18 protein-coding genes are annotated in these 21,916 nt (G+C 61.8%); 12 read left to right on the top strand and 6 right to left on the bottom strand.

Annotated features, from left to right (window positions below; all coding sequences use genetic code 11):
• Nucleotides 1-82: 82 nt before the first annotated feature.
• Entirely contained in the window at nucleotides 83-682 is a 600-nt protein-coding gene (locus IB263_RS20410; protein WP_192438926.1) for a TetR/AcrR family transcriptional regulator, read from the bottom strand.
• 270 nt (nucleotides 683-952) lie between these two features.
• Here IB263_RS20410 and IB263_RS20405 point away from each other — a divergent pair, with 270 nt between their 5' ends.
• Together IB263_RS20405 and IB263_RS20400 are read left to right on the top strand one after the other, a co-directional pair.
• Nucleotides 953-2,110, top strand: coding sequence for an efflux RND transporter periplasmic adaptor subunit (locus IB263_RS20405; RefSeq protein ID WP_192438925.1), 1,158 nt, complete (start codon nucleotides 953-955; stop codon nucleotides 2,108-2,110).
• The gene (locus tag IB263_RS20400) at nucleotides 2,107-5,205 is read left to right on the top strand and encodes an efflux RND transporter permease subunit (RefSeq protein WP_192438924.1); all 3,099 of its coding nucleotides are present in this window, start codon (nucleotides 2,107-2,109) and stop codon (nucleotides 5,203-5,205) included. The genes IB263_RS20405 and IB263_RS20400 overlap by 4 nt, the downstream gene beginning before the upstream one ends.
• Nucleotides 5,206-5,303: 98 nt before the next feature.
• Here the strand turns inward: IB263_RS20400 and IB263_RS20395 are convergent, their stop codons facing one another.
• Genes IB263_RS20395 through IB263_RS20385 form a run of 3 tightly spaced genes read right to left on the bottom strand, consistent with a single transcriptional unit; the run spans nucleotide 5,304 to nucleotide 7,961 of the window.
• Nucleotides 5,304-6,062, bottom strand: coding sequence for an ABC transporter ATP-binding protein (locus IB263_RS20395; RefSeq protein ID WP_192438923.1), 759 nt, complete (start codon nucleotides 6,060-6,062; stop codon nucleotides 5,304-5,306).
• Nucleotides 6,059-7,027: an iron chelate uptake ABC transporter family permease subunit gene (locus IB263_RS20390; RefSeq protein ID WP_034787214.1), complete on the bottom strand. Its 969-nt coding sequence runs from the start codon at nucleotides 7,025-7,027 to the stop codon at nucleotides 6,059-6,061. The genes IB263_RS20395 and IB263_RS20390 overlap by 4 nt, the downstream gene beginning before the upstream one ends.
• Nucleotides 7,017-7,961, bottom strand: coding sequence for an ABC transporter permease (locus tag IB263_RS20385; RefSeq protein WP_060604779.1), 945 nt, complete (start codon nucleotides 7,959-7,961; stop codon nucleotides 7,017-7,019). Before IB263_RS20385 ends, IB263_RS20390 begins: the two co-directional genes overlap by 11 nt.
• Before the next feature lie 252 nt (nucleotides 7,962-8,213).
• On the opposite strand from IB263_RS20385, the gene IB263_RS20380 reads away from it, so the two are divergent.
• From IB263_RS20380 to IB263_RS20350, 7 genes are all read left to right on the top strand, one after another.
• On the top strand, nucleotides 8,214-9,143 hold the full coding sequence (locus IB263_RS20380; RefSeq protein WP_192438922.1) for a siderophore ABC transporter substrate-binding protein: 930 nt from the start codon (nucleotides 8,214-8,216) through the stop codon (nucleotides 9,141-9,143).
• A gap of 1,111 nt (nucleotides 9,144-10,254) precedes the next feature.
• Nucleotides 10,255-11,055 (top strand): response regulator transcription factor, encoded by an 801-nt coding sequence (locus tag IB263_RS20375; protein WP_060517453.1) that lies wholly within the window; start codon nucleotides 10,255-10,257, stop codon nucleotides 11,053-11,055.
• Nucleotides 11,056-11,595: 540 nt separating this feature from the next.
• On the top strand, nucleotides 11,596-12,636 hold the full coding sequence (locus IB263_RS20370) for a UDP-glucuronic acid decarboxylase family protein (RefSeq protein WP_082566281.1): 1,041 nt from the start codon (nucleotides 11,596-11,598) through the stop codon (nucleotides 12,634-12,636).
• A 1-nt stretch (nucleotide 12,637) separates the two neighbouring features.
• Nucleotides 12,638-13,621 (top strand): UDP-glucose 4-epimerase GalE, encoded by a 984-nt coding sequence (gene galE, locus IB263_RS20365; RefSeq protein ID WP_060581233.1) that lies wholly within the window; start codon nucleotides 12,638-12,640, stop codon nucleotides 13,619-13,621.
• The gene (locus tag IB263_RS20360) at nucleotides 13,618-15,582 is read left to right on the top strand and encodes a glycosyltransferase family 2 protein (RefSeq protein ID WP_113553380.1); all 1,965 of its coding nucleotides are present in this window, start codon (nucleotides 13,618-13,620) and stop codon (nucleotides 15,580-15,582) included. The genes galE and IB263_RS20360 overlap by 4 nt, the downstream gene beginning before the upstream one ends.
• A 50-nt stretch (nucleotides 15,583-15,632) precedes the next feature.
• The gene (locus IB263_RS20355) at nucleotides 15,633-16,148 is read left to right on the top strand and encodes a DUF995 domain-containing protein (protein ID WP_034787207.1); all 516 of its coding nucleotides are present in this window, start codon (nucleotides 15,633-15,635) and stop codon (nucleotides 16,146-16,148) included.
• A 23-nt stretch (nucleotides 16,149-16,171) separates the two neighbouring features.
• Nucleotides 16,172-17,128 carry a glycoside hydrolase family 26 protein gene (locus IB263_RS20350; protein WP_060517455.1) on the top strand — a complete coding sequence of 319 codons (957 nt, stop codon included), beginning with the start codon at nucleotides 16,172-16,174 and terminating at the stop codon, nucleotides 17,126-17,128.
• Nucleotides 17,129-17,285: 157 nt separating this feature from the next.
• Here IB263_RS20350 and hppD read toward each other — a convergent pair whose 3' ends face one another.
• A complete protein-coding gene (gene hppD, locus IB263_RS20345; RefSeq protein ID WP_060517457.1) occupies nucleotides 17,286-18,398 on the bottom strand; it encodes a 4-hydroxyphenylpyruvate dioxygenase in 1,113 nt (370 codons plus the stop codon).
• Between the two features lie 130 nt (nucleotides 18,399-18,528).
• On the opposite strand from hppD, the gene IB263_RS20340 reads away from it, so the two are divergent.
• On the top strand, nucleotides 18,529-19,008 hold the full coding sequence (locus IB263_RS20340) for an Lrp/AsnC family transcriptional regulator (RefSeq protein WP_034787199.1): 480 nt from the start codon (nucleotides 18,529-18,531) through the stop codon (nucleotides 19,006-19,008).
• 4 nt (nucleotides 19,009-19,012) lie between these two features.
• Here IB263_RS20340 and IB263_RS20335 read toward each other — a convergent pair whose 3' ends face one another.
• Nucleotides 19,013-19,477 carry a MarR family winged helix-turn-helix transcriptional regulator gene (locus tag IB263_RS20335; RefSeq protein WP_192438921.1) on the bottom strand — a complete coding sequence of 155 codons (465 nt, stop codon included), beginning with the start codon at nucleotides 19,475-19,477 and terminating at the stop codon, nucleotides 19,013-19,015.
• A gap of 176 nt (nucleotides 19,478-19,653) precedes the next feature.
• On the opposite strand from IB263_RS20335, the gene hmgA reads away from it, so the two are divergent.
• Together hmgA and IB263_RS20325 are read left to right on the top strand one after the other, a co-directional pair.
• Complete coding sequence (gene hmgA / locus IB263_RS20330) at nucleotides 19,654-21,021, top strand: homogentisate 1,2-dioxygenase (protein ID WP_060517464.1); 1,368 nt, start codon at nucleotides 19,654-19,656, stop codon at nucleotides 21,019-21,021.
• Nucleotides 21,018-21,887: an MBL fold metallo-hydrolase gene (locus IB263_RS20325; RefSeq protein ID WP_060530577.1), complete on the top strand. Its 870-nt coding sequence runs from the start codon at nucleotides 21,018-21,020 to the stop codon at nucleotides 21,885-21,887. The genes hmgA and IB263_RS20325 overlap by 4 nt, the downstream gene beginning before the upstream one ends.
• Nucleotides 21,888-21,916: the final 29 nt, after the last annotated feature.

Below are 21,916 nucleotides of genomic sequence, written 5' to 3'. Positions count from 1 at the left end.
GCCTCGGCTTCAAGCGGAGGCAGGCCGGCAACAGGAGACCGCAGGGTGCCGAAGGGCCGCTGCGGTTTCGTATTTCCCACGCTCAGTCTTGCGCGCGCAGAAAGCGGCTCAACAGGCGGTGTAGCAGCACGCCTTCCTCCTTCGGCTTGAAGCCGGGATCGACCGCGACCCTGCTGAAGATGCCGTCGATGATCGCGCCGATCCAGCGGGCAGCACCTTGCGCGTCGAGGGTCCTGTCGATCTGGTTTCGGCTGGCGGCGTTGCGCAGGAGTGCCACGAGCGCCGACTGGAGTTCCGCGTCGTTCGTCGCCGCGAGCGTCCCGATGCGCTCGTCACGCATCGCTTCGGCGGCGATTTCGAGCGCGAGGCTCGAATAGGCAGGATCGCTCGCGAGTTCGAGAACGCTATCCATGAAGCCCAGCAAGGCGGCGAACAGATCCTCCTCTTCGCCCAGCTTTCGGAAAATCTCCGCCGTTTCTTGACGTTCCTCTTCCACGATCGCCGCGATGATGGTGTGCTTGGTCGGAAAATAATGGAAAAGATTTCCCGGGCTCATGCCTGCCTCGGCGCAGATCTCGGCCGTCGACGTGCCGTGAAAACCCTTGCGCGAAAAGCAGGCGATTGCCGCATCGAGAATCAGCCGACGCCTGGCCGCATGTTTTTCGGGGTCGATCTTGCGCATCGCCGGTTCTCCTTGCATGCCGTTCAATTATTAGATCAAGCACTCTGATTTCGGCGGGCAGACGATCGGTGTCAAGGCCGCCGGCCGTTTGCACGATCTCCGCCATCTTCCCGCAATGCTCGTGTGTGATCTGCCTTACAATTGTCGCGTTTGATGAATTCTATTGTTAGATTGAATGATCTAATAAATTATCGACGCCCTTTGCCCGACCCGGGATCCGGTATCGCAGGCGCATCACGCCGCCGGCCCCGCCAATGGAAAGCCAATGAAATGAGACGTACAATTGAGTTGAACGTCGCTCTTGCAGCGTTGCTTGTGATTGCGGCGGCTGCTGGTCCGGCGCGCGCCTCGGGGGAGGCCGCCGCCTCCGTTCCCGCCCCGTCTGCCACCCGCACGGTAACGACGCTCGTTGCCGACAGCCGCCCACAGCAATGGACACGCTCCTTTGCCGGCATCTTCGTTGCCCGCGAGGAGATTGCCGTCGGCACAACCTTGACTGACCAGCGTATCGCCAGTGTCGAGGTCGAGATCGGCGATCGGGTAGCCGCCGGGCAGGTGCTCGCCCGGCTGGAAACCGACATGCTGGAGAACCTGCTGCGCGAGGCCAAGGGCCGCGTCGCGCGCGCCAGTGCAGCGATGGCGCGGGAGGAAGAGACGGTCACGCAGGAACAGCGAAAACTCGCGCGCGCCCGCCAGTTGAGCCACCTTCAGGCCGCGACCATTCTCGAGGAACGCGTCTCCGCGCTCGCCCTTGCCGAACAGGCTGTCGAGGTCGCGCGGGCCGATTACGACCAGGCGGAAGCGCTTGAGGCCGAGGCGCGCCGCAGGCTCGATCGTGCCGTGATCGTGGCACCTGCCGACGGGATCGTTTCGGAACGGCTGGCGCGCGCCGGTGCGCTTGCGGGCTCGGACCCGCTGCTCAAGCTCATTCGCGGTGGCGAAATCGAGTTTGCGGCCGAGGTGCCGGAAACCGAACTGCCGTTGCTCGCGGTCGGCCAGACCGTGAAGGTCAAGCTTTCGGGCCGAGCCGACTGGCTCCAGGGGCATGTGCGGGTAATCAACCCGAAGATCGACCGCGAGACCCGCCTCGGCACCGCGCAAGTCACGCTGTCGACCGAGCGCCCGCCTTTCGCGGGCACGTTCGGCCGGGCGGAGATCGTGGTGGCCGAGCGCAAGGCGATCATGGTCGACGATTCCGCCCTGCTTTTCAGTGCGCCGGATGGTGCCGTCTCGGTCTTCGTCGTCGTTGGGGGCCAGGTCGTGCGCAAGTCGGTCAAGCCGGGCATGCGCCAGGGCGGCAAGGTGGAGATCGCCTCGGGCCTTTCGACCGGCGAACGGGTCGTCCTTAAATCCGGGGCGTCGCTGCGCGAAGGCGAAGCGGTCGCAACGAAAGATGTCCAGCCGACGCAGACGGGCGACCAGCAATGACGAGCAACATCTCCGCCTGGGCGATCCGCAAGCCGGTTCCGACGATCGTTCTCTTCGTCGTGCTGACGCTGATGGGGATCGCCTCGTTTCTGAGGCTGCCGGTCAACGCCAATCCGAGCGTATCCTTCCCGATCGTCACGGTGACGATCACGCAACCGAGCGCGCAGCCGGGCGAAATGGAAACGCAGGTGACGCGCCGCGTCGAAGGGGTCGCCTCCGGCCTTGTCGGGGTCAGTCACATCCGCTCGACCATTACCGACGGCGTCTCCACGACCACGGTCGAATTCAAGATCGGCACGGATCCGGACCGGGCGGCAAACGACGTGCGCGAGGCCGTGGCGCAGATCCGCGCCGACCTGCCGCAATCCATTCAGGAGCCGATCGTCTCGCGCCTCGACGTCGACGGCAGCGCCATCGTCTACTACGCCGTGCGGGCGCCCCACATGTCGGAAGTGGAGCTGTCCTGGTTCGTCGATGACACGATCACCAGCGAATTGCTGACGCTGCCCGGCGTGCAGAAGGTGCAGCGCCTCGGCGGCGTCAGCCGCGAAGTGCGCGTTTCGCTTAATCCCGAACGGCTGCTGGCGCTTGGCGTGACGGCCGACCAGGTGAACACGGCGCTCAGGGAAATCAACATCAACATCCCGAGCGGTCGTGGCGAAATCGGCGGACGCGAACAGTCGATCCGCACCGTCGGCAGTGCCGGTTCGGTGGACGAGCTCCGACAGCTTTCGATCCCGCTTGCAGGCGGCCGCTGGCTGCAGCTCTCCGACATCGCGACGATCGAGGACACATCGTCCGAGCCGCGCAGCTTTGCCCATTTCGATGGCGAACCGATCGTGAGCTTCTCGGTTTCGCGCAGCAAGGGAGCGAGCGACACGGTCGTTGCCGAGCGCGTCATCGAGCGGCTAAAGGAGCTCCAGGCGCGCACCCCCGGCGTCGAGATGACCGAGCTGATCTCTCTCGTCGAGTATACGCAGGAGAGCTACGATGCGGCCGTCACGGCTTTGATCGAAGGCGCACTTCTGACCATCGTCGTCGTCTTCGCCTTCCTGCGAAACTGGCGGGCGACGCTGATCTCGGCGCTTGCCATGCCGCTTTCCATCCTGCCGACCTTCGCGGTGATGGACCTGCTCGGCTTCACGCTCAACGGCATCAGCCTTCTGGCCCTGACGCTGGTCATCGGCATTCTTGTCGACGATGCGATCGTCGAAATCGAGAATATCGAGCGGCATGTCGACATGGGCAAGCGGCCGTTCATCGCGGCAATCGATGCGGCCGATGCGATCGGCCTTGCGATCGTCGCAACGACGCTGACGATCGTCGCCGTCTTTGCGCCGGTGAGCTTCATCGGTGGTGCGGTCGGGCAATATTTCAAGCAGTTCGGCCTGACCGTCGCGATCGCCGTTCTGTTCTCGTTGCTGGTGGCACGCCTACTGACGCCGCTGATGGCGGCCTATCTGTTGCGGCCGAAACCTGGTCACGGCCATGCCGTCAAGCCGTCGCGCATCAGCGACGCCTATCGCAGCATGCTCGGCTGGACCCTCGATCACCGCAAGACCGCGCTTTCGATGGTCGCGCTGATCTTCGTCGGCTCGATCGCGCTTTTGAGCATGCTGCCGACGGGTTTCATGCCGACGAGCGACAGCAACGTCTCGCAGCTCAAGATCACGCTGCCGCCCGGCACGAGGCTCCAGGAAACCGCGCGCATTTCCGACGATCTGGTGGCCAAGCTCAAGGAACGCAAGGAAGTCGAGAACGTTCTGGCGACGACCGACAGTCTCAACGAGGTATCGCTGCGCATCAAGCTCAAGCCGCGCAAGGAGCGTGAACTCGACCGCAAGTCCTTCGAACTGTCGTTGCGGCCCCTGCTGGCGGAGACCCCCGACATCCAGGCAACCTTCTCCTCGACCGAAGGGGCGAAGGACCTCTCCATCTACCTGACGGGCGATGACCCGGAAACGTTGATGGCTTCGGTGCGGCGTCTGGAAAACGAGATGCGTGCACTCCCCGGGCTGGTCAGCGTTCGGTCGACCGAGCCGCTGCTTTCGCCCGAGCTTCTGGTCAAGCCGCGCTTCGACGAGGCGGCAAGGCTCGGCGTGTCGGTGACTTCGATCGGCACCGTCGCCCGTATCGCGACGATGGGCGACAGCGAGAGCAACTCCGCGCGGTTCAACCTCGGTAACCGCCAGGTGCCGATCCGGGTGATGCTCGACCGGTCGGCCCGCGGCGATTTCGACACCTTGCGCAATCTGCGGGTGGGCACGAATGCGGGTGCCCTGGTGCCGTTGACGTCCGTCGCCGACGTCTCCTTCGGTGCCGAGGAAAGCAGCGTCGAGCGTCTCGATCGCAAGCGTCTGATCGCCGTCGAGGCAAACCTCAACGGCATGACACTCGGCACGGCCTTCGAGGCGATTTCGGCATTGCCGGCCATGAAGGAACTGCCCGCGGGCGTGACGCAGGCCAACTATGGCGACGCGGAATACATGTCGGAGATGTTCCGCAACTTCGCCCTGGCGCTGCTTGCCGGCATCCTGATGGTCGTGGCGGTTCTGATCCTGCTGTTCAAGGATTTCCTGCAGCCGGTGACCATCCTCGTTGCCCTGCCGTTGTCGATCGGCGGCGCGGCGCTGGCATTGATCCTGTTCGGTGCGGCACTCGACCTTTCGTCGATGATCGGGATCCTGATGCTGATGGGGATCGTCTGCAAGAACTCGATCCTGCTGGTCGACTATGCGATCGAGTGCCGCAACGACGGTGCCGACCGGCGCACGGCGCTGCTGACGGCGGGCGTCACCCGCGCGCGGCCGATCATCATGACGACGATCGCCATGGTGGCGGGCATGGTCCCGGCAGTCATCGGCGTTGGCGCCGGTGCCGCCTTCCGCGCGCCGATGGCGGTTGCAGTGATCGGCGGCCTGATCACCTCGACGATGCTGAGCCTTGTCTTCGTGCCGGTGATGTTCACCGTGATGGACGACATCAACACGAAGATGGGACGCTGGCTGAAGCGCTTCTCCTCCGTGACGGACGAGGACCGCGCGGCGGATGCGGCCCGGATCGGCAAGGAGGGCGCACCCGGCGCGGCCGGATAGCGTCCGTGCTGTTCCCGGCACGATCATTGTCGAAGCGCGCTGCATGGGTGTCCGTGCAGCGCGCTTCGCGCATTCGGGCCAAGGCGTATGTCTGCGCTCTAGTCGAAATAGTTGACGAGGCGCGTGTCGCCGACGGCATGGACGCGGCAGTCGACATCGAAGATCGCCTGCAACCGCGACGGCACGATCATGTCTTGCGGCGGTCCCTCGAAGGCGAGGCGGCCGCCCTGCATGGCGACGATGCGGTCGGAATAGGCGGAGGCGAAGTTGATGTCGTGCAGCACGACGACCACCGTCTTGGCGAAATCGTCGGCCAGCCGGCGCAGGAGCTTCATCGTCTCGACCGCATGCTTGATGTCGAGATTGTTGAGCGGCTCGTCGAACAGCATGTAGTCGGTGTCCTGGCACAGCACCATGGCGATGAAGGCGCGCTGGCGCTGGCCGCCGGAGAGTTCGTCGAGAAAGCGGTTCTGGTAGGGTTCGAGCCCGAGATAGGCGATCGATCGGTCGATATGCTCCGTATCGGCCGCGGTCACCCGTCCCTTGGAATAGGGATAGCGGCCGAAGGCGACGAGGTCGCGCACGCTCAGGCGCGCGCTGATGTGGTTGTCCTGGCGCATGATCGACAGCCGCCGGGCAAGCACGTCGCCGGCGGCGCGGCTGACGTCGAGGCCGTCGACCAGCACCTTGCCCGTATCCATCGGCATCAGCCGGCTGACGATCGACAAAAGCGTCGACTTGCCGGCGCCATTTGGGCCGATGATCGAGGTCAGGCCGCCTGCGGGTAGCGTCAGCGACACCCGGTCGACGACCGCGGTGCCGCCATAGGATTTCGTTACCTCTTGGATCTCGATCATCGCGCGGAGCCTCGGACGAGCAGGAAGATGAAGACTAGGCCACCGAAGAATTCGATGACGATGCTGAGCGCCGTGTTGAAGGAAAACAGCCGCTCGAGGATGACCTGGCCGCCGACGAGCGTCGCGACCGCGATAAAGACTGCGACCGGCAGGACGAAGCGGTGGGTGGCGGTGGGTGACAGCTGCCAGGCGAGACTTGCAACGAGCAGACCGAAGAAGGTGACCGGCCCGACGAGCGCGGTGGAGACCGAGACCAGCACGGCGATCAGCACCAGGAGAAGCGTCACCACGCGCTGATGGTCGACGCCAAGCCCGATCGCCGCCTCGCGCCCGAGCGAGAGCACGTCGAAGGTGGGCGACAGCCGCCACAGGACGAAGGTCACGGCGAGGGTGGCTGCGGCGGCAATACCGAGCAGGTTGGCATCGATACTGTTGAAGCTTGCAAACAACCTGTCCTGCAGGACGATGAAGTCGTTGGGGTCGAGAATGCGCTGCAGGAACGAGGAGAGGCTGCGGAACAGGCCCCCGAGAATGACGCCGACCAGCATCAGGAGATGCAGGCTACGGCTGCCGCCGGAAAAGAGGGCGCGGAACAGGAGCAGCGACAGGCCGACCATCACGGTCGTTTCGAGCGTGAACTGCATCTGCGGGTTCATGCTTGCCGCGCCGGCGGCGCCGAGGAAGAACACCATGACCGTCTGCAGCAGCGTGTACATGGCGTCGAAACCGATGATCGACGGCGTCAGGACGCGATTACCGGAAATCGTCTGGAACAGCACCGTCGAGACGGCGATCGCGTAGGCGACCAGCACCATGCCGAGAAGCTTTGTGCCGCGGAAAGAGAGGATGAAGCTCCAGCTTCCCTTCGCGCCGATGGTCATGAAGGCGATCATCGACAGCAGCGCCAGCGCAGCGGACGCAAGAAGGACGGTCGACGGAGAGATCCGCTTGGCATCAGCCTGCATGGGACCGCCTCGAAAGCAGGAGATAAAGGAAGACGAGGCTGCCGATCACGCCCATGACCGTGCCCACCGGCACCTCGTAGGGCGCAATCACCATTCGCCCAACGATGTCGCAGGCGAGAACCAGCCCAGCGCCGGAGATGGCGACCACCGGCAATGTGCGCCTGAGATTGTCGCCAAGGGTCAGGCTGACGATATTGGGAACGACGAGGCCTAGGAACGGGATCATACCGACGGTCGCAACCACCGTCGCCGTGACCATGGAGACGATGGCAAGTCCGAGGGTGACCACCTTGTCGTAGTCGAGCCCGACATTGCGGGCGATCGCCTCGCCCATGCCAATGACGGTGAAGCGCGCGGCGGTCGCGTAGGCGACCAGCGTCAGCGCGAAACCGATCCACAGCAGCTCGTAGCGTCCGCGAAGGACGACCGAGAAATCGCCGGACATCCAGGCGCCCATCGACTGCATAAGGTCGTAGCGATAGGCGATGAAGGTGGTAACGGCGTTGACCACGCCGCCGAGCATGAGGCCGATCAGCGGCACCATCAGCGCCGAGCGCAGCGGAACGCGGCGCAGGATCTGCAGGAACAGGGCGGTTCCGGCAAGCGCGGTCAGGGTGGCGAAGGCCATCTTGCCTGCCACCGGCAGGCCCGGCGCGATCAGCATGGCCAGAAGCATTCCGAGGGCGGCGGACTCGGCGGTGCCGGCGGTCGACGGCTCGACGAAGCGGTTGCGCGCCAGCATCTGCATGATCGTGCCGGACACGGCGAGGCCGGCGCCTGCGAGCATCAGCGCCAGTGTGCGTGGCAGGCGGCTTTCGACGACCAGAAGCCAGCCGCGGCCGTCGTCGCTGGCCGCAAGACTGCCGACACCCGTAAAAACGCTGACGGCGGCAAGCAACAGGACGACCGGGATGGCGAACAGGACCGGCCTCATGGTTGCGTCACGCTCCAGCTGCTTTTCGTTCTGATCACCGCTCTCGTATCCGTGGCTGCATTTTTCCATCGACCGTCGCAACGAACCCCTGAGGCTTGCGGCCATGAGGAGGTGCTCGATCGAAGGCTCGCCTTAGTCATATATATGATCGGCTTCGTCAAGTTTTGTGAGGCGGGAATGACGCGGAATGCGCGCATTGCCCTCCTGGCAAAATCGCGCTAGGGAGGAGGAGAAAACATGAGGTAAATAGTCATGAATATATCTCCCTTCTCTAATGGTTTGCGCGGACTGCTCGTCGCGGCCGTGATGACGGTTGGCGGTGCATCGGTGGCGATGGCCGAAACACTGAAGATCGAACACAGCAGCGGCGTCACCGAGGTGGAGAAAAACCCGAAGACCGTGCTGGTCTATGATTTCGGCATGTTGGAAACGCTGGATATGCTCGGCGTCGCCGTCGCCGGCGTCCCCGGATCGGCTGTCCCGCCGTCGCTCGAAAAGTACAAGGCCGACACCTATGCGAAGATCGGCACGCTGTTTGAGCCCGACTTCGAGGCGATCAATGCGGCGGAGCCCAACCTCGTCATCGTCGGCGGGCGGTCGCAGGCGAAATATGCTGAAGTCGCCAAACTGGCACCGACGATCGACCTGACCTCGGACGACAAGGATCTGATCGGCAGCGTCAAGAAGAATGCAGAGATCCTCGGCGAGATCTTCGGCAAAGAAGCCGAGATCAAGGCAAGCATCGCCAAGCTCGATTCCTCGATCGAGGCGCTGCGTGGCCTTGCTGCGGAACGTGGAACGGGTCTCATCCTGCTGACGACCGGCGGAAAGATCAGCGCCTATGGCAAGGGATCGCGCTTCGGCGCGTTGCATGACGTCTTCGGGATCAAGCCGGCCGATCCCGAGCTGCAGGTCGCGACCCACGGCCAGGCGGTTTCCTACGAGTACATTCTCGAAACCAACCCCGACTGGATCTTCGTCGTCGATCGCGATGCAGCCATCGGCCAGCAGACACAGCCGGCGGCGGCCCTGCTCGACAACGAACTCGTGCGGCAGACCAAGGCCTGGAAGGACGGACACGTCGTTTATCTCGACTCCGCCAAGCTTTACCTCACGGCATCGGGCCTGAAGTCGCAACAGGACATTGTCGATCAGCTGGCGCAGGCGCTGAGCAAGAAGTGATCGCAGCGGCGAGCCGCCTTGCGGTGTCGCCGCGTGGTGCCCGATTGCATCATTGGGTGACAGGCAGCGCGCCGCTTTCCAGGCGCGCTGGTCATGGCTGCCTCTTTCGGCGTTGCCTGACGTCGCCGGGCGCGGTTTTCGTTGCTGGAGCGGATTTCGGAAAAAGGGGAGGCCAACACCAAATACCCTTAACTCTTACGGTATTTTTCCGGTGTTGGCTCCGTTTGGAAGAACGATAATATCTTGATTTAGAGATTTTCGCTTTTTTGCTAAATTTATTTTAGTTTTTACTTTTTTATATAATTTATGCCCGGATTTAGGTCCGGTCTTTATGTTGACTTGCTTTACGCTTACTCGGTGGAACGCTGACGCTACTCTCCGGAGGTCGAGGCTTCTCACGGCTGGAAGCGCTTGGTGGCGCTCAGCCGGTCCCTTTTGATCTTCCGGAACGAACGCTCAATTTGACACCAAATCGCGTGGCGCGGAAGATACCAATTCTAGTTAGTGGTTTGTAATTACTGACACTTTCTCGCCTAGCCATCGACCGCAAGCCATTGGCGCAGCGAGGAAATCCCCTGCTTTTTCAGGGGCATCTGCCGACCGGTACCTCCGCGCTTTCCACGCTTTGCGCTTGGCTTCGGGCTATCGTCGACAGCAGCGGACGGGCCTCCTAGTACCAACTAAGTATTCCTGCGTATATCGGAGCGGAAGAGGGGGGTTAAGCGCGGCTGCACGAGGCCGCTTAACTAATCCATTTATCGCGCGCCGTCGGGTCCGTCTTGGCAGAAATGCATAGGACGCTCGCTCTGCTGGGGGTATCCTAGAGGCTTGTTTTTGAGAGCGTTCCGCGTCTTGGTAAACAGAACGTTAGCAATATAACCCAAAGATGGTTCGATTTATAACGATTTAAGTGCCCTTCCGGCGCTTCTCTAATCCTTTTGGGCTGTTTCGTTGCGGAGATCTTTACGTTACATTAGCTATCGCGAATTTTATCGCACAGGAATAATCGTGACGCATAAGTGGTTCCGAATAAATTTTTTGAAAGTGGGGCGTGCCCACGGCCAGACCGGGGCACCCATAAAAATAAATGGAAAAATCCTAGGAGGGCGTAATGTATCCTGGAAGCTCCAAAGTGGGTGATTTTGAAGATAACAACAAGGCTTTGTCACAAAAGAAAAAAATCGTAATGCTCGCCAAGATCGACCTGTTCGCCGAATGCCTGATGCAGGCCGTCGGGTCCAGGTTTCAAGGGCACGATATCGTCAGCTTCTCCGATCCCGACAATCTGCTTGACGGTAGTCTCGTCGATGTCACGCTGATCATGCTGTACCGGATGCCTCCCAAGTCCTTTCCGGCTATCTTGCGGACCATTCACGAGTTCCACCCGCGGGCATCGATTGGCCTGGTGGTGGAGAATGCCGAGGAACTCGATCCGTCGATTGCCGGCTTCGTCGAAGAGCGCCTCATCCATGGCGTCCTGCCGTTGAACCTCAATCTGGATGTCTGCCTTGCTGCCATCGACTTACTGATGAAGGGCGGCGAACATTTCCCGGCGGCTCTGCTGCGGCGGCTTTCTCCCGAGCCTTTCGCGGCGAACAGCCTTTATGGCCGGCGCGGGGAGGCCCCGGGCCAGACGACCGTTTCGGGAACAGGACGGCGCAAGCGCGATGCTGGCCCCGACGGCCTGACGACACGCGAGGTCCAGATCCTCGATCTGATCTGCAAGGGCACGCAGAACAAGATCATCGCGGACCGGCTCGGGCTGTCGGAAAATACCGTCAAGGTTCACGTCCGCAACATCTATAAGAAGATGAACGTTCGCAACCGTACGGAAGCGGCGTCTCGATACTTCACCAACGATGCGGCGACGGAGCGCAACGGCGACGTCCTCCTGTCGCGTTGGAAGAACTAGGCGCGACGTAAGGCAGACATTTGTCTGCTTGAGGGCTTGGCCGTCGTCGAAGGCGTGCCAAGTTCTATTCGGCCCCAGGTGCGTTCTCCTGGGGCTGATTCCCGAAATCAAATGCTACTTTGAACCTGCCCCGGCGAATGGCCGGGCGGTCCCGCTGTGGCATGTCTCCTCGACAGGTGCGTGAAAGCTCGAAAGATCACACCGAAAATTACCCTAGAATATACTGGTAAATATTTCGTTACTTTTGGCCTGGATTGGCTGAAATGTAATCACTTATGATTATGTCAATAGTAATTTGTTGTAATTTCGGATTATTTACTGGAAATAAATTCCATACATATTGACTGGACGGTTCGTATTTGATAATTAGCTAATATTGAAATTGAGAATCTAAAAAATATTGATTGAAATTGAATAGTTTATTTTTTGTCGGGTTGTGCGTGTCGTTGTAATAAAGAGAATATTTTTATTATCTATTGCGCTCGCATCCCGTCTCCAAATCACCAACGAAAATGGTGAGTTTAATAATTGGAGGTGCGCATGCGAAAGGTCGTCACGGGACCGCTGTCCGTGGTCGGACAGCGGGAGTTTCTTAAGAAGATCGCAGGAATACCGAAGAGAATACTAGTAACGGGTGGAAGTGGTTTTCTCGGATCTCATATTTGCGAAAGACTTATTTCCCTGGGTCATACGGTCATCTGTCTTGACAACTTTTCGACCGGCCGGCGCGAAAATCTCTCTCATCTGGCGCAGGACCCCCATCTCCACATCATCGATCACGACGTTCGAAAGCCCTACCTGATCGATGCCGATGTCATCTTCAACTTTGCCTCCCCCGCGTCACCACCGGACTATCAGGCGGACCCGGTCGGGACATTGATGACGAATGTTCTCGGCGCGCTGCATGCGCTCGAAAACGCCAAGGCCACTGGCGCCACCGTCATCCAGTCCTCGACTTCGGAAGTCTATGGCGATCCGCTGACCAGTCCGCAGCGGGAAACCTATTTCGGCAACGTCAACACGATCGGGCCGCGAGCCTGCTATGACGAAGGCAAACGGTCGGCCGAGACGCTGTTCTTCGACTACCACCGGACTTACGGCGTGAAGATCAAGGTCGCGCGTATCTTCAACACCTACGGTCCGCGCATGCGTCCCGATGACGGGCGGGTGATATCGAACTTCGTCGTCCAAGCCCTGCAGGGCAAGGACCTGACGATCTATGGTGACGGGCACCAGACCCGGTCCTTCTGCTATGTCGACGACCTGATCGACGGTTTCCTCCGTCTTTCGGTCTCGGCCGACCCGTGCACCGGGCCGATCAATCTCGGCAATCCCGGAGAGTTCACGGTTCTCGAGCTCGCGCGAATGGTGCTTTCGATGACGGGCTCGCGCTCGCGCATCGTGCATCTGGCGGCGGCCACCGACGATCCTCGCCAGCGGCGACCCGATATCACCCAGGCGCGTGGTGAGCTCGCATGGGAGCCGAAGGTGATGCTGCGCGAAGGCCTCGAGCGCACGATCGCCCATTTCGACGAGCGCCTCAGTGCGGCCGGTCGCGCAGTGGCCGGAGAGGCGGTATGACATGTCTCGCGTCGCACTGGTCACCGGCGGAGCCGGCTTCATAGGCAGCCACACCTGCAAGCGTCTGGCTGAGCAGGGCATCGTTCCCGTCGTCTACGACAATCTCTCGACGGGGCATCGAGCCAACGTGAAATGGGGCCCCCTCGTGGAGGGGGCGATCGAGGACAAGGAACGGCTGGCGGCGGCAATCCGGACCCATTCGCCCGAATGCCTCATCCACTTTGCCGCATCCGCCTATGTCGGGGAATCGGTCGAGGATCCGGGAAAATACTACACAAACAATGTCGCCGGCAGCATCGCGCTTCTGGAAGCCTGCCGGGCGACCGGACTTGGACGCATCGTCTTTTCCAGCTCGTGCGCGACCTACGGTATCCCGCCGCAGCTGCCGATTACCGAGGACATGGTTCAGCTGCCGATCAATCCCTACGGCCGCACCAAGCTGATGATCGAACTGATGCTTGGCGACTATGCCCGTGCCTACGGCATCCGCTCGGTGGCGCTGCGCTACTTCAATGCGGCCGGCGCCGATCCGGAAGGGCAGCTGACCGAAAAACACGATCCGGAAACGCATCTCATTCCCCGTGCGCTGATGGCGGCGGCCGGGTGGATCGACAGGCTCGATGTCTTCGGCGACGACTATGCGACACCGGATGGCACCTGCATCCGCGACTACATCCACGTGACCGATCTTGCCGACGCGCATGTGGCGGCGGTGAACTATCTGCGCGACGGCGGCGAGGTGCTGCACGCCAATCTCGGTTCTGGCCATGGGACGTCGGTCCGGCAGGTGCTGTCGGCCATCGACCGGGTCACCGGTCGGCCGGTTCCGGTGCAGATGCTGCCGCGCCGGCCCGGCGACCCGCCGGTTCTCTATGCCGACACAAACTGGGCGCGCCAGAGGCTGGGTTTCCGTCCGCAGCTTTCGGACATCGACACGATCATCGCGACGGCCGCGCCGAGCTTCGGCCTGGAGGTGCGCTCATGAACTGGTCGCTGGAAACCGCGAAACCGGATGAGACGATCGCCTTCGGGCAGAGCCGGAAGGCCGCTTCGGCGCCCGCCGCCCTGTTTTCGGGCCGGCTGCGACTGCTCCATGTCCTCGGCATTGCCGCATGGTTTGGCGCCCTCCTGTATTTCTGGCAGTGGTGGCTTGATCCCGCCCACGTCGTCGACTGGCCGTCCTATGTGCTGATCACGGTGGTCGTCGGATGGATCACGCTGCTGCCGGTCTATTTCATCGTGATCTTTTCCGGCGCGAAGGTTATGGCGGCAAGCGCCGTCCGGGTGCCGCAGGGGCGGGTCGCGATGGTGGTGACCAAGGCGCCTTCGGAACCCTTTTCGGTGGTGCGCAAGACGCTGCTCGCCATGCTCGACCAGACCGGCTGCGAATTCGACGTGTGGCTCGCAGACGAAGATCCGTCACCGGACACGATTGCCTGGTGCGCGGCGCGCGGGGTGATGATCTCCACGCGAAAGGGCGTCGCAGACTACCATCGCTCTTCCTGGCCGCGCCGGACCCGGTGCAAGGAGGGAAACCTCGCCTATTTCTACGATCACTATGGCTACGAGCGCTACGATTTCGTCGCCCAGTTCGATGCCGATCATGTGCCGGAAACCACCTATCTCGTCGAGGTGCTGCGCCCGTTCAACGACCCGTCGGTCGGTTATGTCTCGGCGCCGAGCATCTGCGATGCCAACGCCGCCACCAGCTGGGCAGCGCGCGGGAGGCTCCACGCGGAGGCCAGCATGCACGGCTCGCTGCAGGCCGGCTACAACAACGGCTGGGCGCCGCTGTGCATCGGTTCGCACTATGCCGTTCGGACCAAGGCCCTGAAGCAGATCGGTGGGCTTGGGCCCGAACTTGCCGAAGACCATTCGACAACGCTGATCATGAATGCCCATGGCTGGCGCGGCGTGCATGCGCTGAACGCGATCGCCCATGGCGACGGACCGGCCAATTTCGCCGATCTCGTGGTTCAGGAGTTCCAATGGTCGCGAAGCCTCGTCACGATCCTGTTGAAATACTCGCCGGTCTACGTGCCGAAGCTGTCGCCGCGGCTGAAGTTCCAGTTCCTGTTCTCGCAGCTCTGGTATCCGCTGTTTTCGTCGTTCATGGCGCTGATGTTCCTGATGCCGATCGTGGCGCTCGTCTCCGGTCGGACCTTCGTCGCCGTCACCTATCCGGAATTTCTGCTGCATTTCGCGCCGCTCTCGTTGGTGCTGATCGCGCTTGCCTATTTCTGGCGCTCGACGGGCACGTTCCGGCCCTATGACGCACGCGTCCTGAGCTGGGAAGGCACGCTGTTCCTGTTTGCACGCTGGCCCTGGTCGCTGCTCGGTTGCCTTGCGGCGGTGCGCGATCATCTGACGGGCTCCTTCGTCGACTTCCGCATCACGCCGAAGGGTGGCGGTGCCGCCGCGCCTTTGCCGCTGCGGGTGCTGATGCCCTATCTGGTGCTCGCCTTGGCATCGGCTCTGGTCGCCTGGGGTATCTCCGATGCCGGCACGGCGCGCGGGTTTTATGTCTTCGCCGGCATCAACGCGCTCATCTATGCGGGGTTGGTGGCGGTGATCGTCATTTGCCACGCACGCGAAAACCGGTTGGCCCTGATCCCGCGGTCGACGATGACGGCGGCGACGGCCGGGTGCCTGGTGCTGGTCTCGGTGCTCTCGGCTCAATCGGCCGTGCGCCATGGGGCCGAGGCAACCCAGGCGCTGTCGCACGGCCTGCAGTTCGTGAGCTTCACCGAAACGAGATACACGGTCGCCGGTGCCGGCAGCGGCACCAATCTCAAAACCGTTCGCTTCCGCCTGAAATGGAGAGGGTTTTCACAGCCATCCGACGGGCAGGCGCGCGGCGAAATCAGTGCATCGAATATCAGCCAACAAAGTAACAGGGAAACGATAACGACCAGGAAGGTCGGTCGGTTTCATGTGCCGTCATGACGACGGCAAGCAGTCGAGTGTGTGTGGTCTCCAATGCGAGGAGAAATGCAATGAAAGGGTCGTTGAAAGTCATAGCTCTCCCGCTGCTGGTGCCTTTGGCAGCGGCCGCGGTCTATTTCGGCGCCGAGCCGGTCAAGGCGAAGATGGAAGTCAAGCCAAAGCCGCTCAGCGCCTATGAGGTCTACTCGCTCTACCGCAACAAGACCTGGGAGTGGTCGACAGGCGGTGCCCGGTTCGAAGCCCACGGGCGCAAGCTCGTGGCGTTCGTCGACAAGGGCAAGGGCGATCGTTCCTTTGCCGAAGGCAACTGGTACGTCAGCGACCTCGGCATGATGTGCATGCAGGCCACCTGGACGACCTCGGCCAATGCCGGCAACGCCCGGAGCTGCTTCGGTCACGCCCGGATCGGCGACACGGTCTATCAACGCAAGGTGCCCAACGGGAAGTGGTACGTCTTCAGCCATGCCAAGCCCCGCGCCGGTGACGAGTACAAACGCTTCGTCGCACACGACAACATCACGGCCAAGGCACTCCGGCTGAAGGAACAGTTCCTGGCCAAGAAATAGACGTTCTGCTGCAGGAGGATGAAATGAAACGCAAATTGGCATTCGCGCTATGCACGGCTCTGGCTCTCCAGCTGGATCTCAGTGCAAGCTTGGTATCCGCGTTGGCGCAGGAGAAAGCCAATCCTGCGACCAGTGCAGAACAGACGATGAGCGATAAACGTCCGGTCATTCACCCGGGCGGAACGAAGTTCGGTGCCTATGATCCGCATGGCGATTTCGGCGCCCAGAGCGATGTCTCGACCGAGGCGCTGTTCCTGCCTTGGGAAGACGTGGACCTCGCCTCTCTGCAGGTCGCCGACGAGTACGCGCTCCAGCGCAATCGCAACCTGCTGATCACCATCGAGCCCTGGTCCTGGTCGCTGGACTGGAAACTGACGCCGACGCAGCTTCGCGACCGCATGCTCAGAGGTGAGTATGACGCCAACATGGAAGCAATCGCCAACACGATTGCCGGGCTGAAGAGCCCAGTCATCGTGCGCTGGGGCCAGGAAATGGAAGATACGTCCGGGCGTTTCTCCTGGGCCGGCTGGGAGCCCCAGGACTGGATCAAGGCCTACCGGCACGCGATGGACATCGTGCGGGCGAAAGCGCCAAAAGCGCAGATCATGTGGTCGCCCAAGGGGCTGCCGAACCTGGTCGACTACTATCCGGGCGATGACTACGTCGATCTCGTCGGCCTCTCGGTCTTCGGGCTCGAACCGTTTGACAAGATCGAATACGGCGCGCCGAAGACCTTCACCGAGGCACTGAAACCCGGCTACGATCTGGTCGCCAAATACAACAAGCCGATATGGGTGGCCGAGCTCGGATGGGAAGGCAGCCAAGCCTATATGCAGCCCTGGATGAACGCCGCGACGCAAGCGGATTCGCAGTTCCCCAATCTCGCCGAGGTCGTCTACTTCAACGACCGCGACGTCATCGATTGGCCGCACGACCTTGGTCGGCCAAACTGGCGGGTGGTCAACGACGCCACGAACTGAGGCTTTCGCCGATGCGTGCCCCTCTTGGGGCACGTTGGGGGGTACACTGGGCGCGGCTGGCTTGCGGGTGGCCCAGGTCTCCAAAGTAAAAAGCCCCTCGCTTGAGGCGAGAGGCTGATTTGATTGGGCGGTGCCGTCCGGCCGATGCCGGACCTGCTTACTCGGCCGCCTGCGGACCCAGTTCGCCGCGACGGATCTGGTCGGCTTCGATCGATTCGAACAGAGCGCGGAAGTTGCCCTCGCCGAAACCCTCGTCGCCCTTGCGCTGGATGAACTCGAAGAAGATCGGGCCGATTACGGTTTTCGAGAAGATCTGCAAGAGGATCTTTGTCATGCCACCGTTCACGACACCTTCGCCGTCGATGAGGATGCCGTGCTTCTTCATCCTGTCGATCGGCTCATCATGGCCGTGCACACGGTCGTGAGACATGTCGTAGTAGGTCTCCGGCGGGCCCGGCATGAACTTCAGGCCATTGTCCGACAGCTTGTCGGTGGCATCGTAGATGCCTTCGGTGCCGACGGCGATGTGCTGGATGCCTTCGCCCTTGTACTTGCGCAGATACTCCTCGATCTGGCTCGTATCGTCCTTGGACTCGTTCAAGGGGATACGGATCTTGCCGCAGGGCGAGGTGATCGCGCGGCTGACGAGGCCGGTGATGCGGCCGTCGATGTCGAAGAAGTGGATCTGCGTGAAGTTGAACAGTTCGCGGTAGAAGGCCCACCACTTGTCCATATTGCCGCGATAGACGTTGTGGGTCAGGTGGTCGAGATAATAGAAGCCGACGCCCTCGGGCTTCGGATTGCGCTCCCCGGTCCACTCGAATTCGGCCTCGTAGGCCGAGCCCTTGGCACCGTAAGTCTCGACGAAATAGAGCAGCGAACCGCCGATGCCGACGATCGCCGGGACATCGAGACACTTGTCCTTGCCTTCGTAAGGGATGGCGCCCTTCGAGACTGCATGCTCGAAGGCGTGCTTGGCATCGACGACGCGCCAGGCCATCGACGGGGCGCAGGGGCCGTGTTCGTCGACGAAGCGCATGGCGTGCGAGCCAGGCTCGGCGTTCAGGATGTAATTGATGTCGCCCTGGCGCCAGACGGTGATATTCTTGCTTCTGTGTTTGGCGACCGGGCTGTAGCCCATGCGAGTAAAGAGCTCGGCCAGCTTTTCCGGTTCCGGATGGGCGAATTCGACGAACTCGAAGCCGTCGGTGCCGGCGGGATTGTCAGCGGTAATCGTTGCCGGCGGGGCGTCATGCGGGAAGGGGCCCATCGGAAGTCTCCTCTATTCTTCCAAACTTTGCTGGAGTATGACGCAATTCCCATGCATGATGCTTGTATTCTTGCGCGGTTTAGACAGAATGGCGCACGAAACATGCAAAATTGCGTATTAGGATGCACGAATGGAGCAGCTTGACGGGTTCGATCTCAAGATCCTCAGCGAATTGCAGCGTGACGGGCATCTGACCAACAACGAACTGTCGGAACGCATCGCGCTTTCGCCATCGCAATGTTCGCGCCGGCGCACCCGGCTTGAAGCGGAAGGCTACATCACCGGCTACCAGGCACAGATCGACCGGCAGAAGCTTGGCCTCGATCTGATGGTGGTGATCTCGGTCACGCTCGCCACCCACAATCGCGACAATGCCAAGCGCTTCGGCAAGCTCATTTCCGGCCTGCCGGAGGTGCTGGAGGCCTATGCGCTCACCGGCGAGATGGACTACCACATGCGGGTGGTGACGCCGGATCTTGCGGGGCTGTCGCGCTTCGTCAATGACGTGCTTCTGCCGCACGACAGCGTGCAGCATGTGAAGACGTCGATCGTGCTTGAAACGTTAAAGAGCTTCGAGGGCGTGCCGATCCCCGAGCGGATGAAGGGCTGAAGCCTCAGGCAGGGGGCGGAGGGTCGAACCTGCCGATGGCACGTTCCACTGCTTCCAGCCCGACGGCGAGCGCCTGTATCCCGGCCGGCCCGATCAGCGTGTCGAGTTCCGCCTGATAGCGGACGGCAAGTTCCGTCAATTCGCCATAGGCCCGGATGCCGGTCTTCGTCAGTTCCAGATGTTCGATGCGGCGGTCGTTTTCGTCTTCGCGCCGCGTCAGCCAGCGGCGTTTTTCGAGCAAGGCGACGGCGCGGCTGACCTTGGTCTTGTGCATGGCCGAGTGCGCGCCGACTTCGGTGGCCGTCATCGGGCGGCTTGTGCTGCCGAGGGCGGCCAGAGTGCGCCATTCCGGGCGCGTGAGCTGGTAGCGCGCCTTGTACTGGGCGGCAAAGCGCAGCGCGACGAATTCCGCGGCGCGGTTCAGCCGATAGGGCAGGAAGGCATTGAGTTCGAAGCCATCGGCGGCCATCGGGCATCCTTGATAGTTACAAAATCGATAGTTACGATTGCAACTAATATGCCGAAGGCGACGCCTGCGTCCACCCTGGGAAAAGGCCGTCGCCGCGGTATTTGGAATTGCGCCGGACCTGTGAACAGGTCGCTTCGCGAAGCCGAAGCAGGGTGCCATGAGGAGGAGGATCGACGATGCTGGACAAGGCAGGAAAACAGGCCGGGACACAGGCTAAGGCCAACGAAGCGCTTGGCTACATGCCCGGCTTCGGCAATGATTTCGAGACCGAGAGCCTGCCGGGCGCCCTGCCGCAAGGGCAGAACAGCCCGCAGAAATGTGCCTACGGCCTCTATGCCGAGCAGCTTTCGGGCTCCCCCTTTACCGCGCCGCGCGGCACCAACGAGCGGTCCTGGCTCTATCGCATCCGCCCGAGCGTTCGCCACACCGGACGTTTCAACAAAATCGACTATCCGCACTGGAAGACGGCGCCGCATGTCGCCGAGCATTCCCTGGCGCTTGGCCAGTTGCGCTGGAATCCACTGCCGGAGCCGACGGAAAAGCTGAACTTCCTGCAGGGCATCCGCACGATGACGACGGCGGGCGATGCGCCGACGCATTCGGGCATGGCAGCGCATGCCTATGCCTTCAACGCCGACATGGTGGACGACTATTTCTTCAATGCCGACGGCGAGCTGCTGATCGTTCCGGAAATGGGCGCGATTCAGGTGTTCACCGAGCTCGGCAAGATGGACGTCGAACCCTCCGAGATCTGCATCGTGCCACGCGGCACCATGTTCAAGGTGACGCGACTTGGCGACGAGAAGGTTTGGCGCGGCTATGTCTGCGAAAACTACGGCGCCAAGTTCACGCTGCCGGATCGCGGTCCGATCGGCGCAAACTGCCTGGCTAATCCGCGCGATTTCAAGACGCCGGTCGCCGCCTTCGAGGAGAAGGAGACGCCCTGCCGCGTGCATGTGAAGTGGTGCGGCGGTTTCCACGTAACCGAGATCGGCCATTCGCCGCTCGACGTCATCGCCTGGCATGGCAACTACGCGCCCTACAAATACGACCTCAAGACCTATTCGCCCGTCGGCGCGATCCTCTTTGACCATCCGGATCCGTCGATCTTCACGGTGCTGACGGCGCCCTCGGGCGAAGAGGGCACGGCGAATATCGATTTCGTTATCTTCCCGCCGCGCTGGTTGGTGGCTGAACACACTTTCCGTCCGCCCTGGTACCACCGCAACATCATGAGCGAATTCATGGGGCTGATCTACGGTCGCTACGACGCAAAGGAAGAGGGCTTCGTGCCTGGCGGCATGAGCCTGCACAACATGATGCTGGCGCATGGGCCCGATGCGTCGGGCTACGACAAAGCGACGAATAGCGAGTTGAAACCGGTGAAGCTCGACCATACGATGGCCTTCATGTTCGAGACCCGCTTCCCGCAGCAACTGACCCGCTACGCCGCCGAACTGGAGACGTTGCAGGACAACTACATCGACTGCTGGACGGATCTCAAGAAGCGGTTCAACGGGACGCCGGAAGGCGATTGGTCTTGAGTTCACGCCTGGTTTTGCTCGGCAGCAAGGGCGGTCCGGCGATCCGGCCGGGCGGCCCGTGGCCGACGTCGTCTCTGCTTCAAATCGGCGGCCGGACGGTTGTCGTCGATTGCGGCCTTGGCGTCACGCGCGGACTGACCGATGCCGGTGTGGCGCTGAAGACGCTGGACCTGATCGTCATTACCCATCTGCATTCGGATCATGTGCTGGAACTCGGGCCGCTCATTCACACGGCCTGGACCGCGGGGTTGTCGCAGCCGGTACGCGTCTACGGGCCCACAGGCACTCGCGCCTATTGGCAGGGCTTCCTGCAATCGATGGCCTTCGACATCGAGATCCGTATCGTCGATGAGGGCCGGCCCGACCTGCGGATGCTGGTCGAGGTCATCGAGTTTTCGGAAGGCGAGATCTTCTCCGAGAACGGCCTGACGCTCTCGGCGCTGCGCGTCGACCATCCGCCGGTGACCGATTGCTTTGCGCTTCGGTTCGACGATGCGGAAGGCTCGGTCGTGTTCTCGTCCGATACGGCCTATTTCCCACCGCTTGCTGATTTCGCCAAAGGAGCTGACATCCTCGTGCATGAGGCGATGCTCGCCGAAGGCGTCGACCGGCTGGTGGCGCGCACCGGCAATGGCGCGCGGCTGAAGGAGCATCTGCTGGCGAGCCACAGTTTCGCCGAACAGGCGGCGGCGATCGCGGCGGCTGCCGGCGTCGGCCGGCTGGTGCTGCATCACCTCATCCCCGCCGACGACCCCGAGATATCTGAGGCCCACTGGATTGCGGCGGCTCGCAAAAACTGGGCGGGCGCCTTGACGATCGCCACCGACGGCCTTGTTGTGAAGATTGCGGACGATTCGTCCGCGTAAAGAAATTCCGCGACGGCCGCGAAGCGGTC

The organism is Ensifer sp. ENS03 (assembly GCF_014852035.1).
Lineage (GTDB): Bacteria > Pseudomonadota > Alphaproteobacteria > Rhizobiales > Rhizobiaceae > Ensifer > Ensifer adhaerens.
Note: the sequence above shows the minus strand (reverse complement) of the source record. Positions and strands in the feature narration are given on the sequence as shown.

What these genes read in the sequence shown, in the direction of transcription:
- IB263_RS20410 (WP_192438926.1), bottom strand. Translation starts at nt 682, where the DNA reads ATGCGCAAGATCGACCCCGAAAAACATGCGGCCAGGCGTCGGCTGATT.
- IB263_RS20405 (WP_192438925.1), top strand. Translation starts at nt 953, where the DNA reads ATGAGACGTACAATTGAGTTGAACGTCGCTCTTGCAGCGTTGCTTGTG.
- IB263_RS20400 (WP_192438924.1), top strand. Translation starts at nt 2,107, where the DNA reads ATGACGAGCAACATCTCCGCCTGGGCGATCCGCAAGCCGGTTCCGACG.
- IB263_RS20395 (WP_192438923.1), bottom strand. Translation starts at nt 6,062, where the DNA reads ATGATCGAGATCCAAGAGGTAACGAAATCCTATGGCGGCACCGCGGTC.
- IB263_RS20390 (WP_034787214.1), bottom strand. Translation starts at nt 7,027, where the DNA reads ATGCAGGCTGATGCCAAGCGGATCTCTCCGTCGACCGTCCTTCTTGCG.
- IB263_RS20385 (WP_060604779.1), bottom strand. Translation starts at nt 7,961, where the DNA reads ATGAGGCCGGTCCTGTTCGCCATCCCGGTCGTCCTGTTGCTTGCCGCC.
- IB263_RS20380 (WP_192438922.1), top strand. Translation starts at nt 8,214, where the DNA reads ATGAATATATCTCCCTTCTCTAATGGTTTGCGCGGACTGCTCGTCGCG.
- IB263_RS20375 (WP_060517453.1), top strand. Translation starts at nt 10,255, where the DNA reads ATGTATCCTGGAAGCTCCAAAGTGGGTGATTTTGAAGATAACAACAAG.
- IB263_RS20370 (WP_082566281.1), top strand. Translation starts at nt 11,596, where the DNA reads ATGCGAAAGGTCGTCACGGGACCGCTGTCCGTGGTCGGACAGCGGGAG.
- galE (WP_060581233.1), top strand. Translation starts at nt 12,638, where the DNA reads ATGTCTCGCGTCGCACTGGTCACCGGCGGAGCCGGCTTCATAGGCAGC.
- IB263_RS20360 (WP_113553380.1), top strand. Translation starts at nt 13,618, where the DNA reads ATGAACTGGTCGCTGGAAACCGCGAAACCGGATGAGACGATCGCCTTC.
- IB263_RS20355 (WP_034787207.1), top strand. Translation starts at nt 15,633, where the DNA reads ATGAAAGGGTCGTTGAAAGTCATAGCTCTCCCGCTGCTGGTGCCTTTG.
- IB263_RS20350 (WP_060517455.1), top strand. Translation starts at nt 16,172, where the DNA reads ATGAAACGCAAATTGGCATTCGCGCTATGCACGGCTCTGGCTCTCCAG.
- hppD (WP_060517457.1), bottom strand. Translation starts at nt 18,398, where the DNA reads ATGGGCCCCTTCCCGCATGACGCCCCGCCGGCAACGATTACCGCTGAC.
- IB263_RS20340 (WP_034787199.1), top strand. Translation starts at nt 18,529, where the DNA reads ATGGAGCAGCTTGACGGGTTCGATCTCAAGATCCTCAGCGAATTGCAG.
- IB263_RS20335 (WP_192438921.1), bottom strand. Translation starts at nt 19,477, where the DNA reads ATGGCCGCCGATGGCTTCGAACTCAATGCCTTCCTGCCCTATCGGCTG.
- hmgA (WP_060517464.1), top strand. Translation starts at nt 19,654, where the DNA reads ATGCTGGACAAGGCAGGAAAACAGGCCGGGACACAGGCTAAGGCCAAC.